The sequence below is a fragment of the Mumia xiangluensis genome, from assembly GCF_010994095.1.
Classification (GTDB): domain Bacteria; phylum Actinomycetota; class Actinomycetes; order Propionibacteriales; family Nocardioidaceae; genus Mumia; species Mumia xiangluensis.
This window is the reverse complement of record NZ_WJYO01000004.1, coordinates 219,632-237,479: the sequence shown is the minus strand read 5'-3', so window position 1 is coordinate 237,479 and position 17,848 is coordinate 219,632. Positions and strand designations below refer to the sequence as shown.

Sequence of the window (17,848 nt, the reverse complement as noted above, 5' to 3'; positions counted from 1 at the left end):
CTGGGCGCCGCGGCTCACAGGGGTGTCACGCGCTGCCATGCCTGCAGTCTCAGGCCATGGCCTCGCCGAGGCCGCGCGCCTGCACCGAGTGCGTGATCGCGTCGGGCTCGAGCAGCGTCGAGCGCAGCGGGACCCGCGCCCAGCGGGCGCCGTGCGGCTTCACGGTGACGAGGCGTACGTCGTGGTCGGCGGTGTCGTCACGGGCCGGGTCCTCGGCCCCGAGAGGGTCGAGGACGGTCGCCGCTCGGCGCTCCAGGCGCAGCTCCAGCCACGAGTCGCTGAGATCCTCGGCGACACCCTCGCCCCACTCGACCACCGTCACGGACTCCTCGGTCGCGGTGTCGAGGTCGAGGTCGTCGAGCTCGAGCGCGCCACCGAGCCGGTAGGCGTCGACGTGGACGAGCGGCGGTCCGCCGACCAGGTTGGGGTGCGTGCGGGCGAGCACGAAGGTCGGCGACGTCACCGGCCCCCGGACGCCGAGCCCCTCACCGATGCCCTGCGTCAACGTGGTCTTGCCTGCACCCAGCCCGCCGGACATCACGATCACGTCGCCTGCTCGCAGCAGCGAGGCGAGGCGCGCCCCGAACGCCTGCGCGTCCTCGGCCGTCAGCAGCTCGCGTGCGAGCCACAGCGTCTTGCCGAACTCGATGGTGCTCCCGTCTCGGCGCACCGGGAAGTAGCGACGGCGGGTCCAGAACGTCACGTTCTCCGGCAGCTCCTCGCGCACGTCCAGCCAGACGCCGTCGAGGCCACGCTCCTCGGCGGTGTCCTCGGCGACGCCGACCATCGCCGAGGCGACGCCGCGGTCCTGGTGGTCGGGGTCGACCGACACCCGCCGGAACCCGAGCAGCCCCGGCCGGGAGACGTCGTACAGCATCGCCCCGATCGGCTTGCCTCGCCGCTCGACGAGCAGGCCGCCGCCCTCGGCGAGCGCGGCACGGATCGACTCGACGCTCTCGGTCATCGCCGTCGACGGCGGGTCGAGCGCGGGGCGCGCACCGAACGAACGGCGGATGACGGCCAGCACGTCGGCGGCACGCTCCGGGGTCGCGTCGAAGACATTCAGCGCGTGGAAGTTGGGCAGGGTCGAACCGTTCACGCGCCGACCTCCTCCCGACGGTGAGCGGACGTGGGCGCGGAGCTCCACAGGTTGTCGATCGCCGCGGTCACGTCCTCGTGACGCTCGAGCATCATCATGTGCCCGGCGCCCTCGAACGCGACCAGCTCCGAGCCCACGATCAGCTCCGCCAGCCGGCGCGAGTGGCGGAACGGCGTCAGCCGGTCCTTCGTGCCACCCATCACGACCGTACGGGTCCCCGGCAGCGCCGGGAGGGCGTCGTACAGGTCGAGATCGACGAAGTTCGCGGCGAAGTCCCACAGCGCGCGCGTGCGGGCCCGAGCGATCATCTCGTCGGTCATGTCGGCGTACTTGGCGGGCGAGTCGGGGCCGACGGCGACCGCGCGCGTGACGGGGTACGAGTCGAGGCGCCGGGCTGCCCCGACCAGCAGGCCGAAGCGCGGGAGCCACGGCTGGAGCAGCGCGGCCGGGTCGCGGCGCCCGATGAGGTCACCCGCGCTGGTGCCCATCAGGACGACGCTGTCGACGCGGTCGCGGACGAGGTCGCCGTACTGGGCAGCGAACGACATCACGGTCATGGCACCCATGGAGTGACCGACGAGGACGAGCGGCCCGTCCGGGGCGACTGCGTCGATGACGGACTTGAGGTCGTCGCCGAGCTGGTCGAGGGTGCAGCTCTCGGGAGTGCCGTCGCCGGAGCTGCCGTGCTCGCGCTGGTCCCAGAAGACCATCCGGGCCTGGCCCCGCAGGGCAGCGCGCTGGTAGTGCCAGCAGTCGAGATCGAGGACCCAGCCGTGGCAGAAGACGATGGTGGGTCGGGCGTACGCGTCGGCGTCCTCGGGCTCCTCGACCTCGACGTGCAGCGGCACACCGTCGGTGGCGAGCACCGTCACGCCGGGCACATGGAGGGTGCCGAACTCCATCGCGTCGCCGCGGCGCGCCCGGCGCCGCGAACGCCGTCGGTCCGTCGCGACACGGGCAGCGGCGGCCGTGGCCCCGACGGCCACGGCGGTGCCCGCGGTCACGGCGGCGTACGTGCCCAGCCTGCGCCAGTCCATCCGTGCTCCTTCTCAGGTCGCGTCGACGTACGTTCGGACGATCCTGCCGCCCAGCCTAGTGACGACCTCGTAACCGATCGTGCCCGCCGCCGCCGCCCAGTCCTCGGCGATCGGCTCGCCGCGGGTCCCTGCACCGAAGAGGACGACCTCGTCACCGCGCTCGGCGGCGAGGTCGCCGAGGTCGAGGACGACCTGGTCCATGCAGACGCGGCCGGCGATCGGGACGAGCGTGCCGTTGACCCACGCGGAGGCTGCGTTCGAGGCGGCACGGAGGATGCCGTCCCCGTAGCCGACCGGCACGAGGCCGAGCGTGGTCTCGCGCTTGGTGACGTAGGTGTGGCCGTACGAGACGCCCGTCCCCGGCGGCACGCGGCGGACCAGGGACAGCGCCGTGCGGAGGGTCATCACCGGGGTGAGCCGGAGGTCGGCAGGCGTGCCGAGCGTCGGTCCGGGGCTGATCCCGTACGAGGCGATGCCGACGCGCACGAGGTCGTGGTGGACGCTCGGCCGGGTCAACGTCGCGGCCGAGTTGGCGAGGTGCCGCAGCTCCGGCTCGACGCCGTACGACGCCAGCTCGGCGACCGCCTCGCCGAAGGCGTGCTCCTGGGCCGTGTTCACCGGGCTGGCGGGCTCGTCCGCGCACGCGAGGTGGGAGAAGATCCCCACGATCTCGATGCTCCCGGCATCCTGCGCGGCGCGTGCGGCCTCGAAGAGGGCGCTGAGCTCGGCGCCGCGGACCCCGCCGCGGGCCATGCCCGTGTCGACCTTCAGGTGGACGCGGGGCCGCGTCGTCGCGCCGGCCCCCAGGACGGCCTCCAGCTGCGCGGTCGACCCGGCCGCGACGTCCACGCCGGCGTCGATCGCCGGCGCGAGGTCAGCCCCGGCGGGCGAGAGCCAGGCGAGGACCGGACCACGGTCGCCGCCCCGACGCAGCGCTGCCGCCTCCTCGATCGTCGCGACGCCCAGCCACTCGGCGCCGGCCTGGCGGGCGGCGCGCGAGATCTCCACGGCACCGTGTCCGTACGCGTCGGCCTTCACGACCGCCATCTGCAGCGCGGTCGGCGCGGCGGCGCGCAGGACGGCGAGGTTGGCGCGGTACGCGGCGAGATCCACCACCGCCTCAGCCGGGCCCGTCGTACGCCCCTTCGTCGGCGGGGTCACCGGTCCCTCCAGTCGCGGACCTGCGACTCGTCGAGGGTGCCGTTCCGCCAGGCTGCGATGACGCCCGGGACCGCGTCGGCGACCCGGCTGGCGGTGACCGGCCCCCCGCCCGAGGCGACGACGGCTGCCGCGCCGTGCACGAACGCGGCGAGCGCGCCCGCGTCGCGGGGGTCCGCGCCGGCCGCGAGGAACGAGCCTGCGACCCCTGCGAGGACGTCGCCGGCACCGGCGGTGGCCAGCCATGGCGAACCCGTCAGGTTCACCCGCGCGGGTTCACCGGGGGCGACCACCAGCGTGCGGGCTCCCTTGAGCAGCACCGTCGCCTCCCAGCGCTCGGCGGCACGGGTCGCGTGACCGAGGGGGTCGGCCTCGACCGCGGAGCGCTCGACGTCGAGCATCCGGGCGAGCTCGCCCGCGTGCGGGGTGAGCAGCACCGGGACGTCGAAGCGGTCGGGCACGTGCTGGAGCGCGTCGGCGTCGACGACGACGGGGACCTCGTCCTCCAGCGCCACGGCCAGGCGGGCCGCTGCCTCGTCGCCGCCGCCCGACCCGACCACCCACGCCTGCACGCGTCCGCGCTCGGCGGGGTCGGTGTGGGCGACGACCTCGGGGCACCGGTCCACCACGCGCGCGGCGAGGTCCTGCTCCCCGAGGAAGCGGACCATCCCTGCCGGACCGGACTGCGCCCCGCGCACGCAGAGCAGCGCGGCCCCGGCGTACGCGGTCGACCCGGCGGCGACGCCGACGACGCCGCGGGTGTACTTCTGCGTGGGTGCTTCCCCGCGCTGGTCGAGCGTCGATCCGAGCACGGACAGCAGGAGCCGGTTGTCGGCCGCCTGCAGGGCCTCGATCGAAGGGGCGGGGAGGTACGGCGTGAGGCCGATGTCGATCAGGCGCGGCAGCGCGCCGCGGACCGCCCACCCCGCAGCGGGATCCACGAGCAGTGCGTTCTTGTACGTCCCGAAGGTGCAGGTCGCGTCGGCGGGGATGAACGAGCCCCCGGCGACGGTCGCACCGTCCACGTCGACCCCGCTCGGCACGTCGACGGCGATCACGAACGGCCGCTCTGCCTCGATGGTGGCGCGCCAGGCGTCCGCCGGGGGTCGCAGGCCTGGTGCACCTCCGATCCCGACGACGCCGTCCACCACGACACCGAACCCGCGCGGCGAGTCGACGAGCCGGCACCCGGCCGCCTGCGCGGCGTACGAGCCCTCGACGTGCACACGCGACGGGTCGGCGATCGCGACGGCGACGAACCGCTCTCGCGCCAGCTCGGCCGCCGCGAACAGCGCGTCGCCCCCGTTGTCGCCGGTGCCGACGAGGAACACCACCGGGCCGGAGCCGGGCGCCACCTCGCGGACGTACGCGGCGAGGCCGGCGGCGGCCCAGCGCATCAACGAGCCGGGCGGCACCTGCGACATGAGCGCAGCCTCCGCCGCGCGGACGTCGGCGACCGTGTGTGCCTGCAGCATGTCAGCCCTCCCCGTTGACGGACGCGGTCGCGACGCTCACTCGACCGTGACGGACTTCGCAAGGTTGCGCGGCTGGTCGACGTCGTGGCCGAGGGCCGAGGCGAGCTCGGCGGCGAAGACCTGGAGCGGGACGGCCGCGAGGACGGGTTGCAGCAGCGTCGGTGCCTTCGGCAGGCGGATGACCACGTCCGCGTACGGGTCGACGGACGTGTCCCCCTCCTCGACGAGGACGACCGTGCGGGCGCCGCGGGCGCGGATCTCCTGGATGTTGCTGACGACCTTCTCGTGCAGCTGGTCGCGCCCCTTCGGCGGGACCACGACGAACACCGGCAGCCCAGGCTCGATGACCGCGATCGGCCCGTGCTTGAGCTCGCCGGCCGCGAAGCCCTCGGCGTGCAGGTATGCGAGCTCCTTGAGCTTGAGCGCACCCTCCAGCGCGACGGGGTAGCCGACGTGGCGTCCGAGGAACAGGAACGTCCGGTGGCCGGCGAGCTCGCGCGCAAGCTCGCGGACGGCGTCCGCCCGCTCGAGGATCGTCCGGATGCCGTCGGGGAGCTTCTGGAGCTCGGCGACGGTCGCAGAGATCTCGTCGCCGTACTTCGTGCCGCGCACCTGCGCGAGATAGAGGCCGAGGACGTAGCAGGCGGCCAGCTGCGTGAGGAAGCCCTTGGTCGAGGCGACCGCGATCTCGGGGCCCGCGTGGGTGTAGATCACGGCGTCGGACTCGCGCGGGATCGTCGAACCGTTGGTGTTGCAGATCGCGAGGACCTTCGACCCCTGCTGGCGCGCGTGGCGGATCGCCTGCAGGGTGTCTGCGGTCTCACCGGACTGGCTGATCGCGACGACCAGGGTGGACCGCCCGACGATCGGGTCGCGGTAGCGGAACTCCGACGCCAGCTCCACCTCGCAGGGGATGCGCGTCCAGTGCTCGATCGCGTACTTGGCGACCATGCCGGCGTACGAGGCGGTGCCGCAGCCGATGATGACGATCTTGTCGACGCCGCGCAGCTCGTCGTCGGACAGACGCATCTCGTCGAGGACGAGGCGCCCGGCGGAGTCGTGGCGACCCAGCAGGGTGTCGGCGACCGCCTGCGGCTGCTCGTCGATCTCCTTGAGCATGAACCAGTCGTAGCCGCCCTTCTCGGCAGCGGCGGCATCCCAGTCGACGTGGTACTCGGAGACCGTGGCCGGACGGCCGTCGAAGTCGGTGACATCGATGCCGTCGCGCGTGATCGTGACGACCTGGTCCTGTCCGAGCTCGACCGCGTCGCGGGTGTACTCGATGAAGGCGGAGACGTCGGAGGCGAGGAAGTTCTCGCCGTCGCCCCGCCCCGCGACCAGCGGCGAGTTCCGGCGTGCGCCGACGACGCGATCGGGGTCCGCGCCATCGGCGACCACGAGGGTGAACGCACCCTCGAGGCGGCGGCACACGCGGCGTACGGCGTCGCTGACGTCGGTGGCGTCGCCGAGGAGCTCGCGGTGCACGAGGTGCGTGACCGTCTCGGTGTCGGTCTCGGACGTGAACGTGTAGCCGTCGGCCTCCAGCTCGGCGCGCAGCTCGGCGAAGTTCTCGATGATGCCGTTGTGGACGACGGCGACCCGGTTCGCGTCCGAGACGTGCGGGTGGGCGTTGCGGTCGCTCGGCGGGCCGTGGGTGGCCCAGCGGGTGTGGCCGATCCCCGTGCTCGACTGCGGCAGCGGCCGCTCGGCCAGCTCCTTGTCGAGGTTGGCGAGCTTGCCGACCTTCTTGGAGACGGCGATCCGGTCGCCCATCACCAGGGCGACGCCCGTCGAGTCATAGCCTCTGTACTCGAGACGGCGCAGGCCTCCGAGGACGACATCCAGGGCTGGCCGTTGACCGACGTATCCGACGATTCCACACATGAGGACCAGGGTACCGACCGCCTCGTCACGGACGACGGCCACAATGGGCCCCATGTCCGTCACGCAGCCGGGTTCCGGGGATACGTCGCCGTACGTCGAGCTCGAGCGCAGCGCCTGGGCGGATCTCGCCGGCGACGCGCCACAACCTCTGTCCCAGGCCGAGATCGACGAGGTCCGCGGCCTGGGCGACGAGCTCGACCTGGAGGAGGTCCGTCAGGTCTACGTCCCGCTGGCCCAGCTGATCAGCATGCGGATCCGCTATGCGGGCGAGCTCTACCGGTCGACGGAGGCGTTCCTGCGACGTCCGCAGCCCAAGCGCACCCCGTACGTCATCGGCATCGCCGGGTCGGTCGCGGTAGGCAAGTCCACGACGACGCGCCTGCTGCGGGAGCTGCTCGCCAAGAACCCCGCGCACAGCAACGTGTCGCTCGTCACGACCGACGGCTTCCTGCTCCCCAACGCCGAGCTCGAGCGGCGCGGCCTGCTGGAGCGCAAGGGATTCCCCGAGTCGTACGACCGCAAAGCGCTGCTGCGGTTCGTGATGGCCGTGAAGTCGGGCCGCGAGACGGTCGAGGCGCCGGTCTACTCCCACCTCTCGTACGACGTCACCGACGAGGTCGTCACGCTGAACCGCCCCGACGTGGTGCTGATCGAGGGTCTCAACGTCCTGCAGCCCGCACGGAGCCGGGCGGACGGTCGTACAGGCCTCGCGACCAGCGACTTCTTCGACTTCTCGGTCTATGTCGACGCCGCTCGCAAGGACATCCGACGCTGGTACGTCGAGCGGTTCCTACGCCTGCGCGAGACCGCCTTCCGCAACCCCGACTCCTACTTCGTCCGGTACGGCGCGCTCGACATCGAGCAGGCCACGGCCCAGGCCTCGCTGCTCTGGGACTCGATCAACGGGCCGAACCTCAAGGAGAACATCGAGCCGACGCGCGGGCGGGCCACGCTCGTGCTGCGCAAGGACTCCGACCACTCCGTGCGATGGGTGCGTCTGCGCAAGCTCTGACCACTCTCGCGCTGTGACGTGACTCACCCCTACGCTGTGCGCCATGGACTCAGCGCTCAGCACCGTCGGCCTCCCCATCGCCCTCGGCATCATCATGTTCGGCCTCGGGCTGTCGCTGACGATCGACGACTTCCGCCGGGTGGGCCGCCATCCCCGCGCCGTCGTGGTGGCCCTGGTCTGCCAGCTCCTCCTGCTTCCCGCCGTGTGCTTCGGCCTCGTGCTGCTGTTCGACCTCCCGCCGCTGCTGGCCGTGGGCATGATGCTCCTCGCGGCGTCGCCGGGCGGCACCAGCGCGAACCTCTACAGCCACCTCTTCCGGGGCGACGTCGCCCTCAACGTCACGCTGACCGCGATCAACTCGATCATCGCGATCGTCTCGCTCCCCCTCATCACCAACCTCGCCATCGCGTACTTCGACGCCGACAGCTCGGTCTCCCTGCAGTTCACCAAGGTCCTCGAGGTGTTCGCGATCGTCCTCCTGCCCGTCGCGCTCGGCATGGCCGTCCGGTCGGCACGGCCGGCGTTCGCCGAGCGGATGGACAAGCCCGTACGCATCGCGTCGGCGGTCATCCTCGCCGTGCTCGTGCTCGGCATCCTGCTCGACCAGCGCGAGAACGTCGCCGACTACGCCGCGAAGGTGGGCGCGATCGCGATCGTGTTCTGTGCGACGAGCCTCGCGGTCGGCTACCTGGTCCCGCGGTGGGCCGGCGTCACCGAGCGCCAGGCGGTCGCGTCCTCCTTCGAGATCGGCGTGCACAACGCGACGCTCGCGATCTACGTGGCGGTCGAGGTGCTCGACGAGACCGAGGTCTCCGTCCCGGCAGCGGTCTACGGTCTCGTGATGTTCTTCGTCGCCGCGGCGTGGGGCGTCATCCTGACGCGCTATCTCGTGCGCGCCGACGAGCAGCGGGTCAGCTCAGGCACGTAGCCGCGCTCACAGGTCGCACCGGAACTCCCCCGTCATCGCGGCGAGCCGGAAGCCCAGCGCTTCGTTGACGGAGACCATCGGGGCGTTCTCGGCGGCGTTCCACGTGTGCAGGAGGGTTCGCGGACCGAGCTCGTCGGCCGCGGCGAGGAGGTTGCGGGCCTTCATGGCGAGTCCGAGCCGGTGGCCCCGGTGGTCAGTCAGGACGAGCGTGTCCCACTGGTAGGCGTTCTGCGGGTCCGTCGCCGGGACGATGATCTGGCTGTGCCCGGCGAGCGTCCCGTCCGGCGCGACGGCGACGGTGGTCCACGGAGTACGCTGCTGTGCCGCGAGCTCGGCCTCCTCGGTGCGGACGCGCTCGGGCGGGAAGTCCTCCTTCTCCCACCCCATGTCCCCTGACGGCGCCTCGACGGCCATCACGGCCCGCATCGCCGCGTAGTCCTCCAGCACCTCGTCAGGGACCGGACCCCGCCAGGTCCTCAGCGCGTACGCCGCGTGGTGAGGGGCCGCCCGTTCTGCCAGGCCCGCGAGGTGCTCGCGGTCGGGCGGCAGGTCGAGGACGCGCTGGGCCTCGATCAGGCCGAGCCGGAAGCCGTGGACCCGCAGGATCTTCGCGTCGGGACCCTCCTCGTCGCCGGGCGCCCACTTCGCGACCGACTCGAGACGACCCCGACCGATCCCTCGTACGCGCTGCTTGAGGTGCTCGAAGAACGCTCCGACCGCGTCGCGGTGCTCGGGAGCGGTCGCGACGTCGATCCAGGCGGTCTCGGTGTTGTCGCGCAGCGGCACCTCGAGCAGGCCGGTCGCGATCACGTCGCCGTCGTCGTGACGCGCCCACAGGAGCGTCCGGGAAGTCCAGGGGTCGTCGGTGCGTACCGCGACCGTCAGCTCGGGCAGTGTCCAGTTCGTCCCGTACGGCCGGGTCGCCACGACGCGTTCCTCGTGCGCATGGAACGCGGCCAGGGCGGAGTCGTCGTCAGGATCGATCTCCTCGATGCGCATCTCGCCACCGTAGGTCGTCCCGGCGCGGCGACGCACTCGCGTTTTTCGCGCTCAGAGCGCCAGCGCGGATCCGACCACGGACGCGAGCCGCTGGGCGACGGCGTCGGCCTGCTCGCTCGAGCCCGCCTCGACCATGACCCGGACCAGCGGCTCGGTGCCGGACGGCCGCAGGAGCACCCGACCGGCAGCGCCGAGCTCGGCAGTCGCGTCAGCGACGGCAGCCGCGACCACCGGGTCGGTCGACGCGCGGGACTTGTCGACCCCCGGCACGTTGACCAGGACCTGGGGGAGGCGTCGCATGACCGCGCCGAGGTCGGCGAGGGTGGACCCCGTGTCGGCCATCCGTCGTGCCACAGCCAGCGCGGTCAGCACCCCGTCGCCGGTGGTGGCGTGGTCACTCATGATGACGTGGCCGGACTGCTCGCCACCCAGGTTGTAGCCCCGCTCGCGCATGGCTTCGAGAACATAGCGGTCGCCGACGGCCGTCTGCACCACCGTCACGCCGTGGGCTTCCATCGCCTGGACGAAGCCGAGGTTGGACATGACCGTCGCGACGACGGTGTCGTCGACGAGGGCACCCTCGCTGCGCAGGGCGAGGGCGAGGATCGCGAGTATCTGGTCACCGTCGACGAGCACGCCGTCCGCGGAGACTGCCAGGCACCGGTCCGCGTCCCCGTCGAAGGCGAAGCCCGCGTCGGCGCCGTGGGCGACGACGGCGTGCTGCAGGTCCTCGGGGTGCGTCGACCCGCACCCGGCGTTGATGTTGAGCCCGTCTGGATCGGAGTGCACCGCCACGACCTCCGCGCCGAGCGCCCGGAAGGCAGCGGGACCGACGACCGACGCGGCGCCGTTGGCGCAGTCCAGCACGACCTTCAGTCCGTCGAGGCGCCGCCCGACCGCCTCGACCAGGTGACGCTCGTAGGTGCGCAACGCCGTCGGGCTGTCACCGACGCGGCCGACGGACGCGCCGGTGGGTCGTCGCCACGGCTGCTCGAGCGCGCGCTCGATGTCGTCCTCGATCGCGTCGTCGAGCTTGAGCCCGCCCCGCGCGAGAAACTTGATGCCGTTGTCGGGCATCGGGTTGTGGCTCGCGGAGATCATGACGCCCATGTCAGCGTCGAGTGCCGACGTGAGGTACGCGGCACCCGGTGTGGGGACGACGCCGAGGCGATGCACGTCGACCCCCGCAGACGCGAGACCCGCGACCACCGCTGCTTCCAGGAACTCTCCGGAGGCGCGGGGATCGCGGGCCACGACTGCCGTCGGCCGCTGGTCGGCGAAGGCTCCAGCCTCGCCGAGCACGTGGGCTGCCGCGACAGCGAGGTCGACTGCCAGCTCGGCCGTCAGGTCGACGTTGGCGACCCCGCGGACGCCGTCGGTTCCGAAGATCCGACCCACGGCTGAGCCGTCAGCGCTTGCTGTACTGAGGTGCCTTGCGGGCCTTCTTGAGGCCTGCCTTCTTGCGCTCCTTGGCGCGGGCGTCACGCGTGAGCAGCCCGGCCTTCTTGAGCGTCGCACGGTTGGACTCCTCGTCGACCGCGTTCAGCGCGCGGGCGACGCCGAGGCGGAGCGCACCGGCCTGGCCGGTCATGCCGCCACCGGAGACGCGAGCGATCACGTCGAAGCTCTCGCCGAGGCCGGTCGATGCGAAGGCCTCCTTGGCGATCTGCTGGTGCAGCTTGTTCGGGAGGTACTCTTCGAGCGGCTTGCCGTTGACCGTCCACGCACCGGTTCCCGGCACGATGCGGACGCGTGCGACAGCCTCCTTGCGGCGGCCGGTGGCTGCCGCGGGGGCGATGATCGACGAACGTGCCGCCGACTCCGCACTGGGTGCGGTCTCGGAGGTGTAGGCAACGCCCTCGGCGTTGGTCGTGAACTCGTCGGTCGTGTCGACGGTCTCGGTGCTGGTCTCGGCCACGTTGATCCTCACTGCTTCCTGGGCCTACTGGGCGATCTGCGTGATGTCGAAGGTCTGCGGCTGCTGAGCGGCGTGCGGGTGCTCAGGGCCGGCGTAGACCTTCAGCTTCTTCATCTGGGCGCGGCTGAGGCGGTTCTTGGGGAGCATGCCCCAGACAGCCTTCTCGACAGCCTTGCGCGCGTCCTTGTCGAGCAGGTCGCCGTAGGCAACCTGCTTCAGACCACCCGGGTAGCCGCTGTGGCGGTACGCGAGCTTGTCCTCGCGCTTGTTGCCGGAGAGAGCGACCTTCTCGGCGTTGACGATGATGACGAAGTCACCGTTGTCGACGTGCGGGGCGAACGTCGGCTTGTGCTTGCCGCGAAGCAGGGTCGCGGTCTGGACGGCGAGACGCCCAAGCACCACGTCAGATGCGTCGATGACGTGCCACTTGCGGTCGACGTCACCAGGCTTCGGGCTGTACGTGCGCACGCTAGTTCTACCTTCGTATGGATGGGGACTGATGGTGCACCTCGGGGGACGCAGGAAAACCGCATCGCCATCAAGGCACAACGACGTACAACAATAACTGTCCACCCTGGGCTCGGTCAAAACGGCCCGTGGCGAGGGTGCGTCGTACGCCGCACGCACCACGTGAAGCCTACCCCGACGCCCCAAGCAGCCGGTCGGCGGGAGCGCGCTCCCCACCGTCTGCGGGACCCGGATGCACGCGCGCTGGCGCGACGCAATAAGTTGGAGTGGGTCTCAACACCCAGGGGGACCCCTGATTCGAGCGGCGCATCGACCCAGTGTGCGCACGCCAGGCACAAGGAGAACTCCTCGTGACAGACGCCACACCTTCGGCCGACGGCCAGACCCTGACAGTCCGGGACGACCGGACCGGCAAGGAGTACGTCCTCCCCATCGTCGACGGGACGATCCGCGCGAGCGACCTCGGCAAGATCCGGGCCGGCGACGACGATCCCGGCATCGCCTCGTACGACCCCGGGTTCACCAACACCGCCTCGACGCGGTCCGCCGTCACCTACATCGACGGCGAGAAGGGCATCCTCGAGTACCGCGGCTACCCGATCGAGCAGCTCGCCGAGAAGTCCAACTTCCTGGAGGTCGCGTACCTCCTGATCCACGGCGAGCTCCCGAGCCAGTCCCAGTACGACTCGTGGGTGCACGACATCACCTTCCACACGTTCGTGCACGAGAACGTCAAGTCGCTCATGCAGGGCTTCCGCTACGACGCGCACCCGATGGGGATGCTGCTGTCCGCGGTCGGCGGGCTGTCGACGTTCTACCCGGAGGCGCGCAACATCCACGACGCCGAGACGCGTCACCTCCAGATCGTGCGGATGATCGCCAAGATGCCGACGCTCGGCGCCTGGTCGTTCCGGCACGCGCAGGGCAAGCCCTACGTCTACCCCGACAACGACCTCGGGTACGCCGAGAACTTCCTCGCGATGCTCTTCAAGATGAGCGAGCCGAAGTACGCCGCGGACCCGCGCCTCGTGAAGGCGCTCGAGGTGCTGTTCATCCTGCACGCCGACCACGAGCAGAACTGCTCGACCAACGCGGTGCGCTCGGTGGGCTCCAGCCAGGTCGACCCGTACTCCGCGGTCTCGGCCGGCATCGGCGCGCTCTACGGCCCGCTGCACGGCGGCGCCAACGAGGCGGTCCTCAAGATGCTGCGCCGCATCGGCGACGTCAGCAACGTGCCGGCGTTCATCGAGGGCGTCAAGGCCGGCAACGAGCGCCTGATGGGCTTCGGCCACCGCGTCTACAAGAACTACGACCCGCGGGCCACCATCATCAAGAAGGCCACCGACGACGTGTTCGAGGTCACGGGGGTCAACCCGCTCCTCAAGATCGCGGTCGAGCTGGAGCAGATCGCGCTCGAGGACGAGTACTTCGTCAAGCGCAAGCTCTACCCGAACGTCGACTTCTACTCGGGTCTCATCTACGAGGCGCTGCAGTTCCCGCCGGAGATGTTCACCGTCCTGTTCGCGATCCCGCGGACGGCCGGCTGGCTGGCGCAGTGGCTCGAGCTCGTGAACGACTCGGAGCAGAAGATCGCCCGCCCGAAGCAGATCTACACGGGCGACCGCGGTCTGGTCTTCCCGTCGCGCGAGGAGCGCTGGGCCTGACCCCACGCTTCACTCGACCTGAGCACCGCCGTCCGTCCACGATGTGGACGGACGGCGGTGTTTCTGTCCGTATTGCGACCGCTTTGCCCCGAAGGGGCATCTCACATGCTGCGCGAAGTCGGCCGCGCGTCGCGCGAGGGCCGAATCCTTCGCTAGGTTCCTTCTGGCCTCTCTTCGGACGAGCCACTCCCCCGCACACTCTCGAAGGACACTCGTGAACCCCCGTACCCCCTTCGTTCGGATCGCCCTGCCTGCCGCCGCGAGCATCGTTCTCGGCCTCGGCGTAGCGGCGGCTCCGTCCGCCTCGGCGCTCGCGCCCGCAACCGGCGGCCACCACGGCCATCACCACAAGCCGGGCAAGCCCCACAACCCGGACTGCCCGCCGAGCACCCCGACGCCCACTGCCACGTACTCGCCCCCGACCTCCACGCCGACCGAGACGACGCCGCCGACCACGCCGCCGACCACGGAGCCGACGGAGACCACGCCGCCGACCACGGAGCCGACGGAGACCACGCCGCCGACGACCGAGCCGCCCACCGAGACGACCCCGACGGAGACGACGCCCACGGAGACGACCCCGACGGCGACGCCGAGCGTCGCCGGAGAGAGCGAGACCCCGGCAGCCCCGTCGGAGACCACGCCGCCGAAGGACGTCGCGGGTGACACCGAGACCGACGACGAGGGCGTGCTCCCGAACACCGGTGGCTCCAACCTCGCCTGGACCGCCGGCGGCCTCGCACTGCTGCTCGGTGGAGGCGCCGCCATGGTCACGGCACGCCGCCGTCGCGCCTGACCCGCACGCTGTAGGCCGAAGGCCGCCCGGGGCCCTGCCCCGGGCGGCCTTCGCGCGTGCGCTGCCTCTAGAGTGGCCCGCGTCACTCGAGGAGGAATGCATCCTATGACCGACTCTGCGCCGACCGCGCCGTTCACCGCTCGTCAGGTCCTGCTGAAGCAGCGCCCGCACGGCTACCCCGACGCCACCACGTGGTCGGTCGTGACGACCGAGATCCCTGCCCCTGGTGACGGCGAGTTCGTCGTCCGGGTGTCCCACCTGTCGCTCGACCCGGCGATGCGCGGGTGGCTCAACGACTTCAGCTCCTACATCCCGCCGGTGGAGATCGGCGCCGTCATGCGAGCGGGCGCCACCGGCACCGTGGTCGCGTCGGCACACCCGTCGTACGCGGTCGGCGACACGGTCTCGGGGGCGTTCGGTGTCACCGAGTACGCGCTCTCCGACGGCCGGGGCGTCACGCACATCGACCTCGAGACCTGTGGCGCCCCGACGTGGCTCGGCGCACTCGGGATGCCGGGGATGACCGCCTACTTCGGCCTGAAGGACGTCGGCACGGTCCAGCCGGGCGACACCGTCCTCGTGTCCGGCGCGGCCGGCGCCGTCGGCAGCGTCGTCGGTCAGATCGCCAAGGCGATGGGCTGCACGGTGATCGGCATCGCCGGTGGCCCCGACAAGTGCGTCTGGCTCACGGAGATCGGGTTCGACGCCGTGATCGACTACAAGGCCGAGAAGGTCCTCTCCCGCATCCGCGAGGTCGCGCCGAAGGGCGTGGACGTGTTCTTCGACAACGTCGGCGGCGAGATCCTCGACGCCGGTCTCGCCAACCTTCGCCGCGGCGCGCGCGTCGTCCTCTGCGGGGCGATCTCCTCGTACAACGAGACGTCGTTGCCGCCGGGCCCCCGTCGCTACCTGTCGCTGCTCGTCTACCGCGCGACAATGGCGGGGTTCGTGGTCTTCGACTACGAGGACCGCTACCCGGAGGCCGTCGAGGCGATCTCCCGCTGGATCGGAGACGGCACCGTGGTCGCCCGCGAGACCGTCCTCCACGGCGGCGTGGACGCGTTCGGGGAGACTCTCCTCGGGCTGTTCTCGGGCGTGAACACCGGCAAGCTCGTCCTCGCGCTCGACGAGCACGCGCCGTCGGCCGGTTGACGCGATCGATAGGTTGATCAGGTGCGCTGGAGACTCGATCTTGCCTACGACGGCAGTGCCTACCGAGGCTGGGCGACCCAACCGGGCCTCCCGTCCGTCCAGCAGACGATCGAGGACGCCCTCGCCCTCGTCCTCAGGCTCGAGGAGCCCGCACGGCTGACCGTCGCGGGCCGCACGGACACCGGCGTCCACGCGCGCGGGCAGGTCGTCCACGTCGACCTGCCGGACGACGTGGAGACCGACGAGGTGCACCTCGTACGCCGTCTCGACCGAGTCCTGCCCGACGACATCGTCGTGCGCACGGCACGCATCGCCGCGGACGGCTTCGACGCCCGCTTCTCGGCGCTGCGCCGGCGCTACGTGTACCGGATCTGGGACGGTCCGACCGGTCCTGACCCGCTGCACCGCAACCACGTCGTCCACCACCACAAGCCGCTCGACGTTTCGGCGATGAACGACGCAGCCGTGGGGGTCCTCGGCGAGCAGGACTTCGCGGCGTTCTGCCGCCGCCGCGAGGGTGCCAGCACCGTGCGCTCCCTGCTGCAGCTCACGACTCGCCGGACCGACTCCGGCATCGTCGAGACGACGGTCGTCGCCGACGCGTTCTGCCACTCGATGGTGCGATCCCTGATGGGTGCCCTGACGGCGGTCGGTGACGGGCGCCACGAGCCGGCGTGGATGGGTCGTGTGCTCAAGGCCCGCACCCGCGACTCCCGGGTGAAGGTGATGCCCGCTCACGGGCTGACGCTGGAGGAGGTCGCCTACCCGGCAGACTCCCAGCTCGCAGCGCGCGCCCAGGAGACGCGCGTGTTCCGCGGCCCCGCCGAAGGTCCCGAGAGTGACTGAGCACTACTTCGACGCGCCGACCGGGCCGGAGGAGCGGCGCGACGTCGCCGTACGGATCTGGGACCACGACTACACGTTCACGACGGCCGCCGGCGTCTTCGCGCGCGACGGCCTCGACAAGGCGACCGCCATCCTCCTCAGGTCGTTCGACCCGCCGGACGGTGCCCGCACGGTGCTCGACCTCGGGTGCGGCTGGGGTCCGATCGCCGTCGCCGTCGCAGCCGAGGTGCCCGAGGTGACCGTGCACGCCGTCGACACCAACCCGCGAGCGCGCGACCTCACGCGTCACAACGCCGAACGTGCCGGGGTCGCGTCGCGGGTCGTCGTCGCGGCGCCGGACGACGTCCCTGCGACCACGGTGTTCGACGAGATCTGGTCCAACCCGCCGATCCGGATCGGCAAGACTGCGCTGCACGAGCTGCTGCTGACGTGGCTCCCGCGGCTCTCCCCCGACGGTGTGGCACGGCTCGTCGTCGGCAAGAACCTCGGCGCGGACTCCCTTCAACGCTGGCTGACCGACCAGGGATGGCCGACCGACAAGATCGCCAGCGCGAAGGGCTTCCGCATCCTGCTCGTACGCAGGGGCTAGCGCGCACCTCTCGTGGCACCGTTCACGGCACGGACACACCCGGGAACGCCGGGGCACGGCCCTCGAGATAGCTCGCGACCCCTTCGGCGACGTCCGCCCGGTGGAACGACTGCACCATCTCCGACTCGGCATCGGCCAGTGCGGACCGGATGTCGGTGTCGAGCGCCTGGAGCACCTGTCGCTTGATGACGCTCATCGAGGTCGGCGAGCAGTGCGTGGCGAGGTCCTGGGCGTAGGCGACGGCGGCGTCGACGAGGTCGTCCGCATCGACGACGCGGTCGACCAGCCCCATGCGCAGCGCCTCGTCCCCGCGGACGACGCGGGCCGACATCAGGAGGTCGAGCGCCCGGCTCTGCCCGACCAGCCGCGGCAGCAGCCACGCCACGCCGTACTCGGCGATCAGCCCGCGCCGCGCGAAGGACGTCGTGAGCTTGGCCTCGGGCGTCGCGAACCGCTGGTCGCAGTAGAGCGCCTCGACGAGACCGAGGCCCGCAGCCGCACCGTTGATCGCCGCGATCAACGGCTTGCAGAACATCAGCGGGCGGTGCCGTGGACGCGGATGCTCGGGAAGCTCGACGACCTCACGGGCTCCGATGCTCACGAGCACGTCCATGTCGGCGCCGGCGCAGAAGCCCCGCCCTGCCCCGGTGACGACGACGGCTCGCACCTCCGGGTCCGCCTCGGCCTCGTCGAGCAGGGCGAAGTAGCGCTCCTCGAGCTCGTCGTTCCAGGCGTTCAGTCGCTCCGGCCGGTTCAGGGTGAGCAGGAGGACGCTGCCGCGCCGCTCGGCCAGCACCACGTCTGCGCTCACGCGGGCGACTCC

At 71.4% G+C, this 17,848-nt stretch carries 17 protein-coding genes; 7 read left to right on the top strand and 10 right to left on the bottom strand.

What is annotated here, in order from left to right:
- Positions 1-49: 49 nt before the first annotated feature.
- The 5 genes from tsaE to glmS are packed head-to-tail and all read right to left on the bottom strand — an operon-like array spanning position 50 to position 6,653.
- Positions 50-1,099, bottom strand: a complete 1,050-nt coding sequence (gene tsaE, locus GH747_RS22475; RefSeq protein ID WP_323740636.1) for a tRNA (adenosine(37)-N6)-threonylcarbamoyltransferase complex ATPase subunit type 1 TsaE — start codon at positions 1,097-1,099, stop codon at positions 50-52.
- Positions 1,096-2,136 carry an alpha/beta fold hydrolase gene (locus GH747_RS14250; protein ID WP_149770263.1) on the bottom strand — a complete coding sequence of 347 codons (1,041 nt, stop codon included), beginning with the start codon at positions 2,134-2,136 and terminating at the stop codon, positions 1,096-1,098. Before GH747_RS14250 ends, tsaE begins: the two co-directional genes overlap by 4 nt.
- A 12-nt stretch (positions 2,137-2,148) precedes the next feature.
- Positions 2,149-3,297 carry an alanine racemase gene (gene alr / locus GH747_RS14245; protein WP_149770262.1) on the bottom strand — a complete coding sequence of 383 codons (1,149 nt, stop codon included), beginning with the start codon at positions 3,295-3,297 and terminating at the stop codon, positions 2,149-2,151.
- A complete protein-coding gene (locus GH747_RS14240; RefSeq protein WP_149770261.1) occupies positions 3,294-4,769 on the bottom strand; it encodes an NAD(P)H-hydrate dehydratase in 1,476 nt (491 codons plus the stop codon). The genes alr and GH747_RS14240 overlap by 4 nt, the downstream gene beginning before the upstream one ends.
- A 36-nt stretch (positions 4,770-4,805) precedes the next feature.
- The gene (glmS, locus tag GH747_RS14235; protein WP_149770260.1) at positions 4,806-6,653 is read right to left on the bottom strand and encodes a glutamine--fructose-6-phosphate transaminase (isomerizing); all 1,848 of its coding nucleotides are present in this window, start codon (positions 6,651-6,653) and stop codon (positions 4,806-4,808) included.
- Between the two features lie 43 nt (positions 6,654-6,696).
- Here glmS and coaA point away from each other — a divergent pair, with 43 nt between their 5' ends.
- On the top strand, positions 6,697-7,665 hold the full coding sequence (gene coaA, locus GH747_RS14230; protein WP_149770498.1) for a type I pantothenate kinase: 969 nt from the start codon (positions 6,697-6,699) through the stop codon (positions 7,663-7,665).
- A gap of 43 nt (positions 7,666-7,708) precedes the next feature.
- Positions 7,709-8,593 (top strand): bile acid:sodium symporter family protein, encoded by an 885-nt coding sequence (locus GH747_RS14225; protein WP_149770259.1) that lies wholly within the window; start codon positions 7,709-7,711, stop codon positions 8,591-8,593.
- Positions 8,594-8,599: 6 nt separating this feature from the next.
- Here the strand turns inward: GH747_RS14225 and GH747_RS14220 are convergent, their stop codons facing one another.
- Genes GH747_RS14220 through rplM form a run of 4 tightly spaced genes read right to left on the bottom strand, consistent with a single transcriptional unit; the run spans position 8,600 to position 11,978 of the window.
- A complete protein-coding gene (locus GH747_RS14220; RefSeq protein WP_149770258.1) occupies positions 8,600-9,592 on the bottom strand; it encodes a GNAT family N-acetyltransferase in 993 nt (330 codons plus the stop codon).
- Positions 9,593-9,643: 51 nt separating this feature from the next.
- A complete protein-coding gene (gene glmM, locus GH747_RS14215) occupies positions 9,644-10,990 on the bottom strand; it encodes a phosphoglucosamine mutase (RefSeq protein WP_149770257.1) in 1,347 nt (448 codons plus the stop codon).
- A 10-nt stretch (positions 10,991-11,000) separates the two neighbouring features.
- Positions 11,001-11,510 carry a 30S ribosomal protein S9 gene (rpsI, locus tag GH747_RS14210; protein ID WP_149770256.1) on the bottom strand — a complete coding sequence of 170 codons (510 nt, stop codon included), beginning with the start codon at positions 11,508-11,510 and terminating at the stop codon, positions 11,001-11,003.
- Between the two features lie 24 nt (positions 11,511-11,534).
- Complete coding sequence (gene rplM / locus GH747_RS14205; protein WP_149770255.1) at positions 11,535-11,978, bottom strand: 50S ribosomal protein L13; 444 nt, start codon at positions 11,976-11,978, stop codon at positions 11,535-11,537.
- Positions 11,979-12,328: 350 nt separating this feature from the next.
- Between rplM and GH747_RS14200 the strand changes: the two genes are divergently transcribed.
- The 5 genes from GH747_RS14200 to GH747_RS14180 all read left to right on the top strand — a co-directional run bounded on the left by GH747_RS14200 (position 12,329) and on the right by GH747_RS14180 (position 17,025).
- Positions 12,329-13,642: a citrate synthase gene (locus GH747_RS14200; protein WP_149770254.1), complete on the top strand. Its 1,314-nt coding sequence runs from the start codon at positions 12,329-12,331 to the stop codon at positions 13,640-13,642.
- Positions 13,643-13,856: 214 nt separating this feature from the next.
- Positions 13,857-14,438, top strand: coding sequence for an LPXTG cell wall anchor domain-containing protein (locus GH747_RS14195; protein ID WP_163695633.1), 582 nt, complete (start codon positions 13,857-13,859; stop codon positions 14,436-14,438).
- A gap of 105 nt (positions 14,439-14,543) precedes the next feature.
- On the top strand, positions 14,544-15,590 hold the full coding sequence (locus GH747_RS14190) for an NADP-dependent oxidoreductase (RefSeq protein WP_149770252.1): 1,047 nt from the start codon (positions 14,544-14,546) through the stop codon (positions 15,588-15,590).
- Between the two features lie 21 nt (positions 15,591-15,611).
- Complete coding sequence (gene truA, locus GH747_RS14185; RefSeq protein ID WP_149770251.1) at positions 15,612-16,436, top strand: tRNA pseudouridine(38-40) synthase TruA; 825 nt, start codon at positions 15,612-15,614, stop codon at positions 16,434-16,436.
- Entirely contained in the window at positions 16,429-17,025 is a 597-nt protein-coding gene (locus GH747_RS14180) for a class I SAM-dependent methyltransferase (protein ID WP_149770250.1), read from the top strand. The genes truA and GH747_RS14180 overlap by 8 nt, the downstream gene beginning before the upstream one ends.
- 22 nt (positions 17,026-17,047) lie before the next feature.
- Here the strand turns inward: GH747_RS14180 and GH747_RS14175 are convergent, their stop codons facing one another.
- Positions 17,048-17,836, bottom strand: coding sequence for an enoyl-CoA hydratase-related protein (locus GH747_RS14175; protein WP_149770249.1), 789 nt, complete (start codon positions 17,834-17,836; stop codon positions 17,048-17,050).
- Positions 17,837-17,848: the final 12 nt, after the last annotated feature.

Coding starts and splice junctions, on each gene's coding strand:
- GH747_RS14250 (WP_149770263.1), bottom strand. CDS start 2,136: ATGGACTGGCGCAGGCTGGGCACGTACGCCGCCGTGACCGCGGGCACC.
- GH747_RS14240 (WP_149770261.1), bottom strand. CDS start 4,769: ATGCTGCAGGCACACACGGTCGCCGACGTCCGCGCGGCGGAGGCTGCG.
- glmS (WP_149770260.1), bottom strand. CDS start 6,653: ATGTGTGGAATCGTCGGATACGTCGGTCAACGGCCAGCCCTGGATGTC.
- coaA (WP_149770498.1), top strand. CDS start 6,697: ATGGGCCCCATGTCCGTCACGCAGCCGGGTTCCGGGGATACGTCGCCG.
- GH747_RS14225 (WP_149770259.1), top strand. CDS start 7,709: ATGGACTCAGCGCTCAGCACCGTCGGCCTCCCCATCGCCCTCGGCATC.
- GH747_RS14220 (WP_149770258.1), bottom strand. CDS start 9,592: ATGCGCATCGAGGAGATCGATCCTGACGACGACTCCGCCCTGGCCGCG.
- GH747_RS14190 (WP_149770252.1), top strand. CDS start 14,544: ATGACCGACTCTGCGCCGACCGCGCCGTTCACCGCTCGTCAGGTCCTG.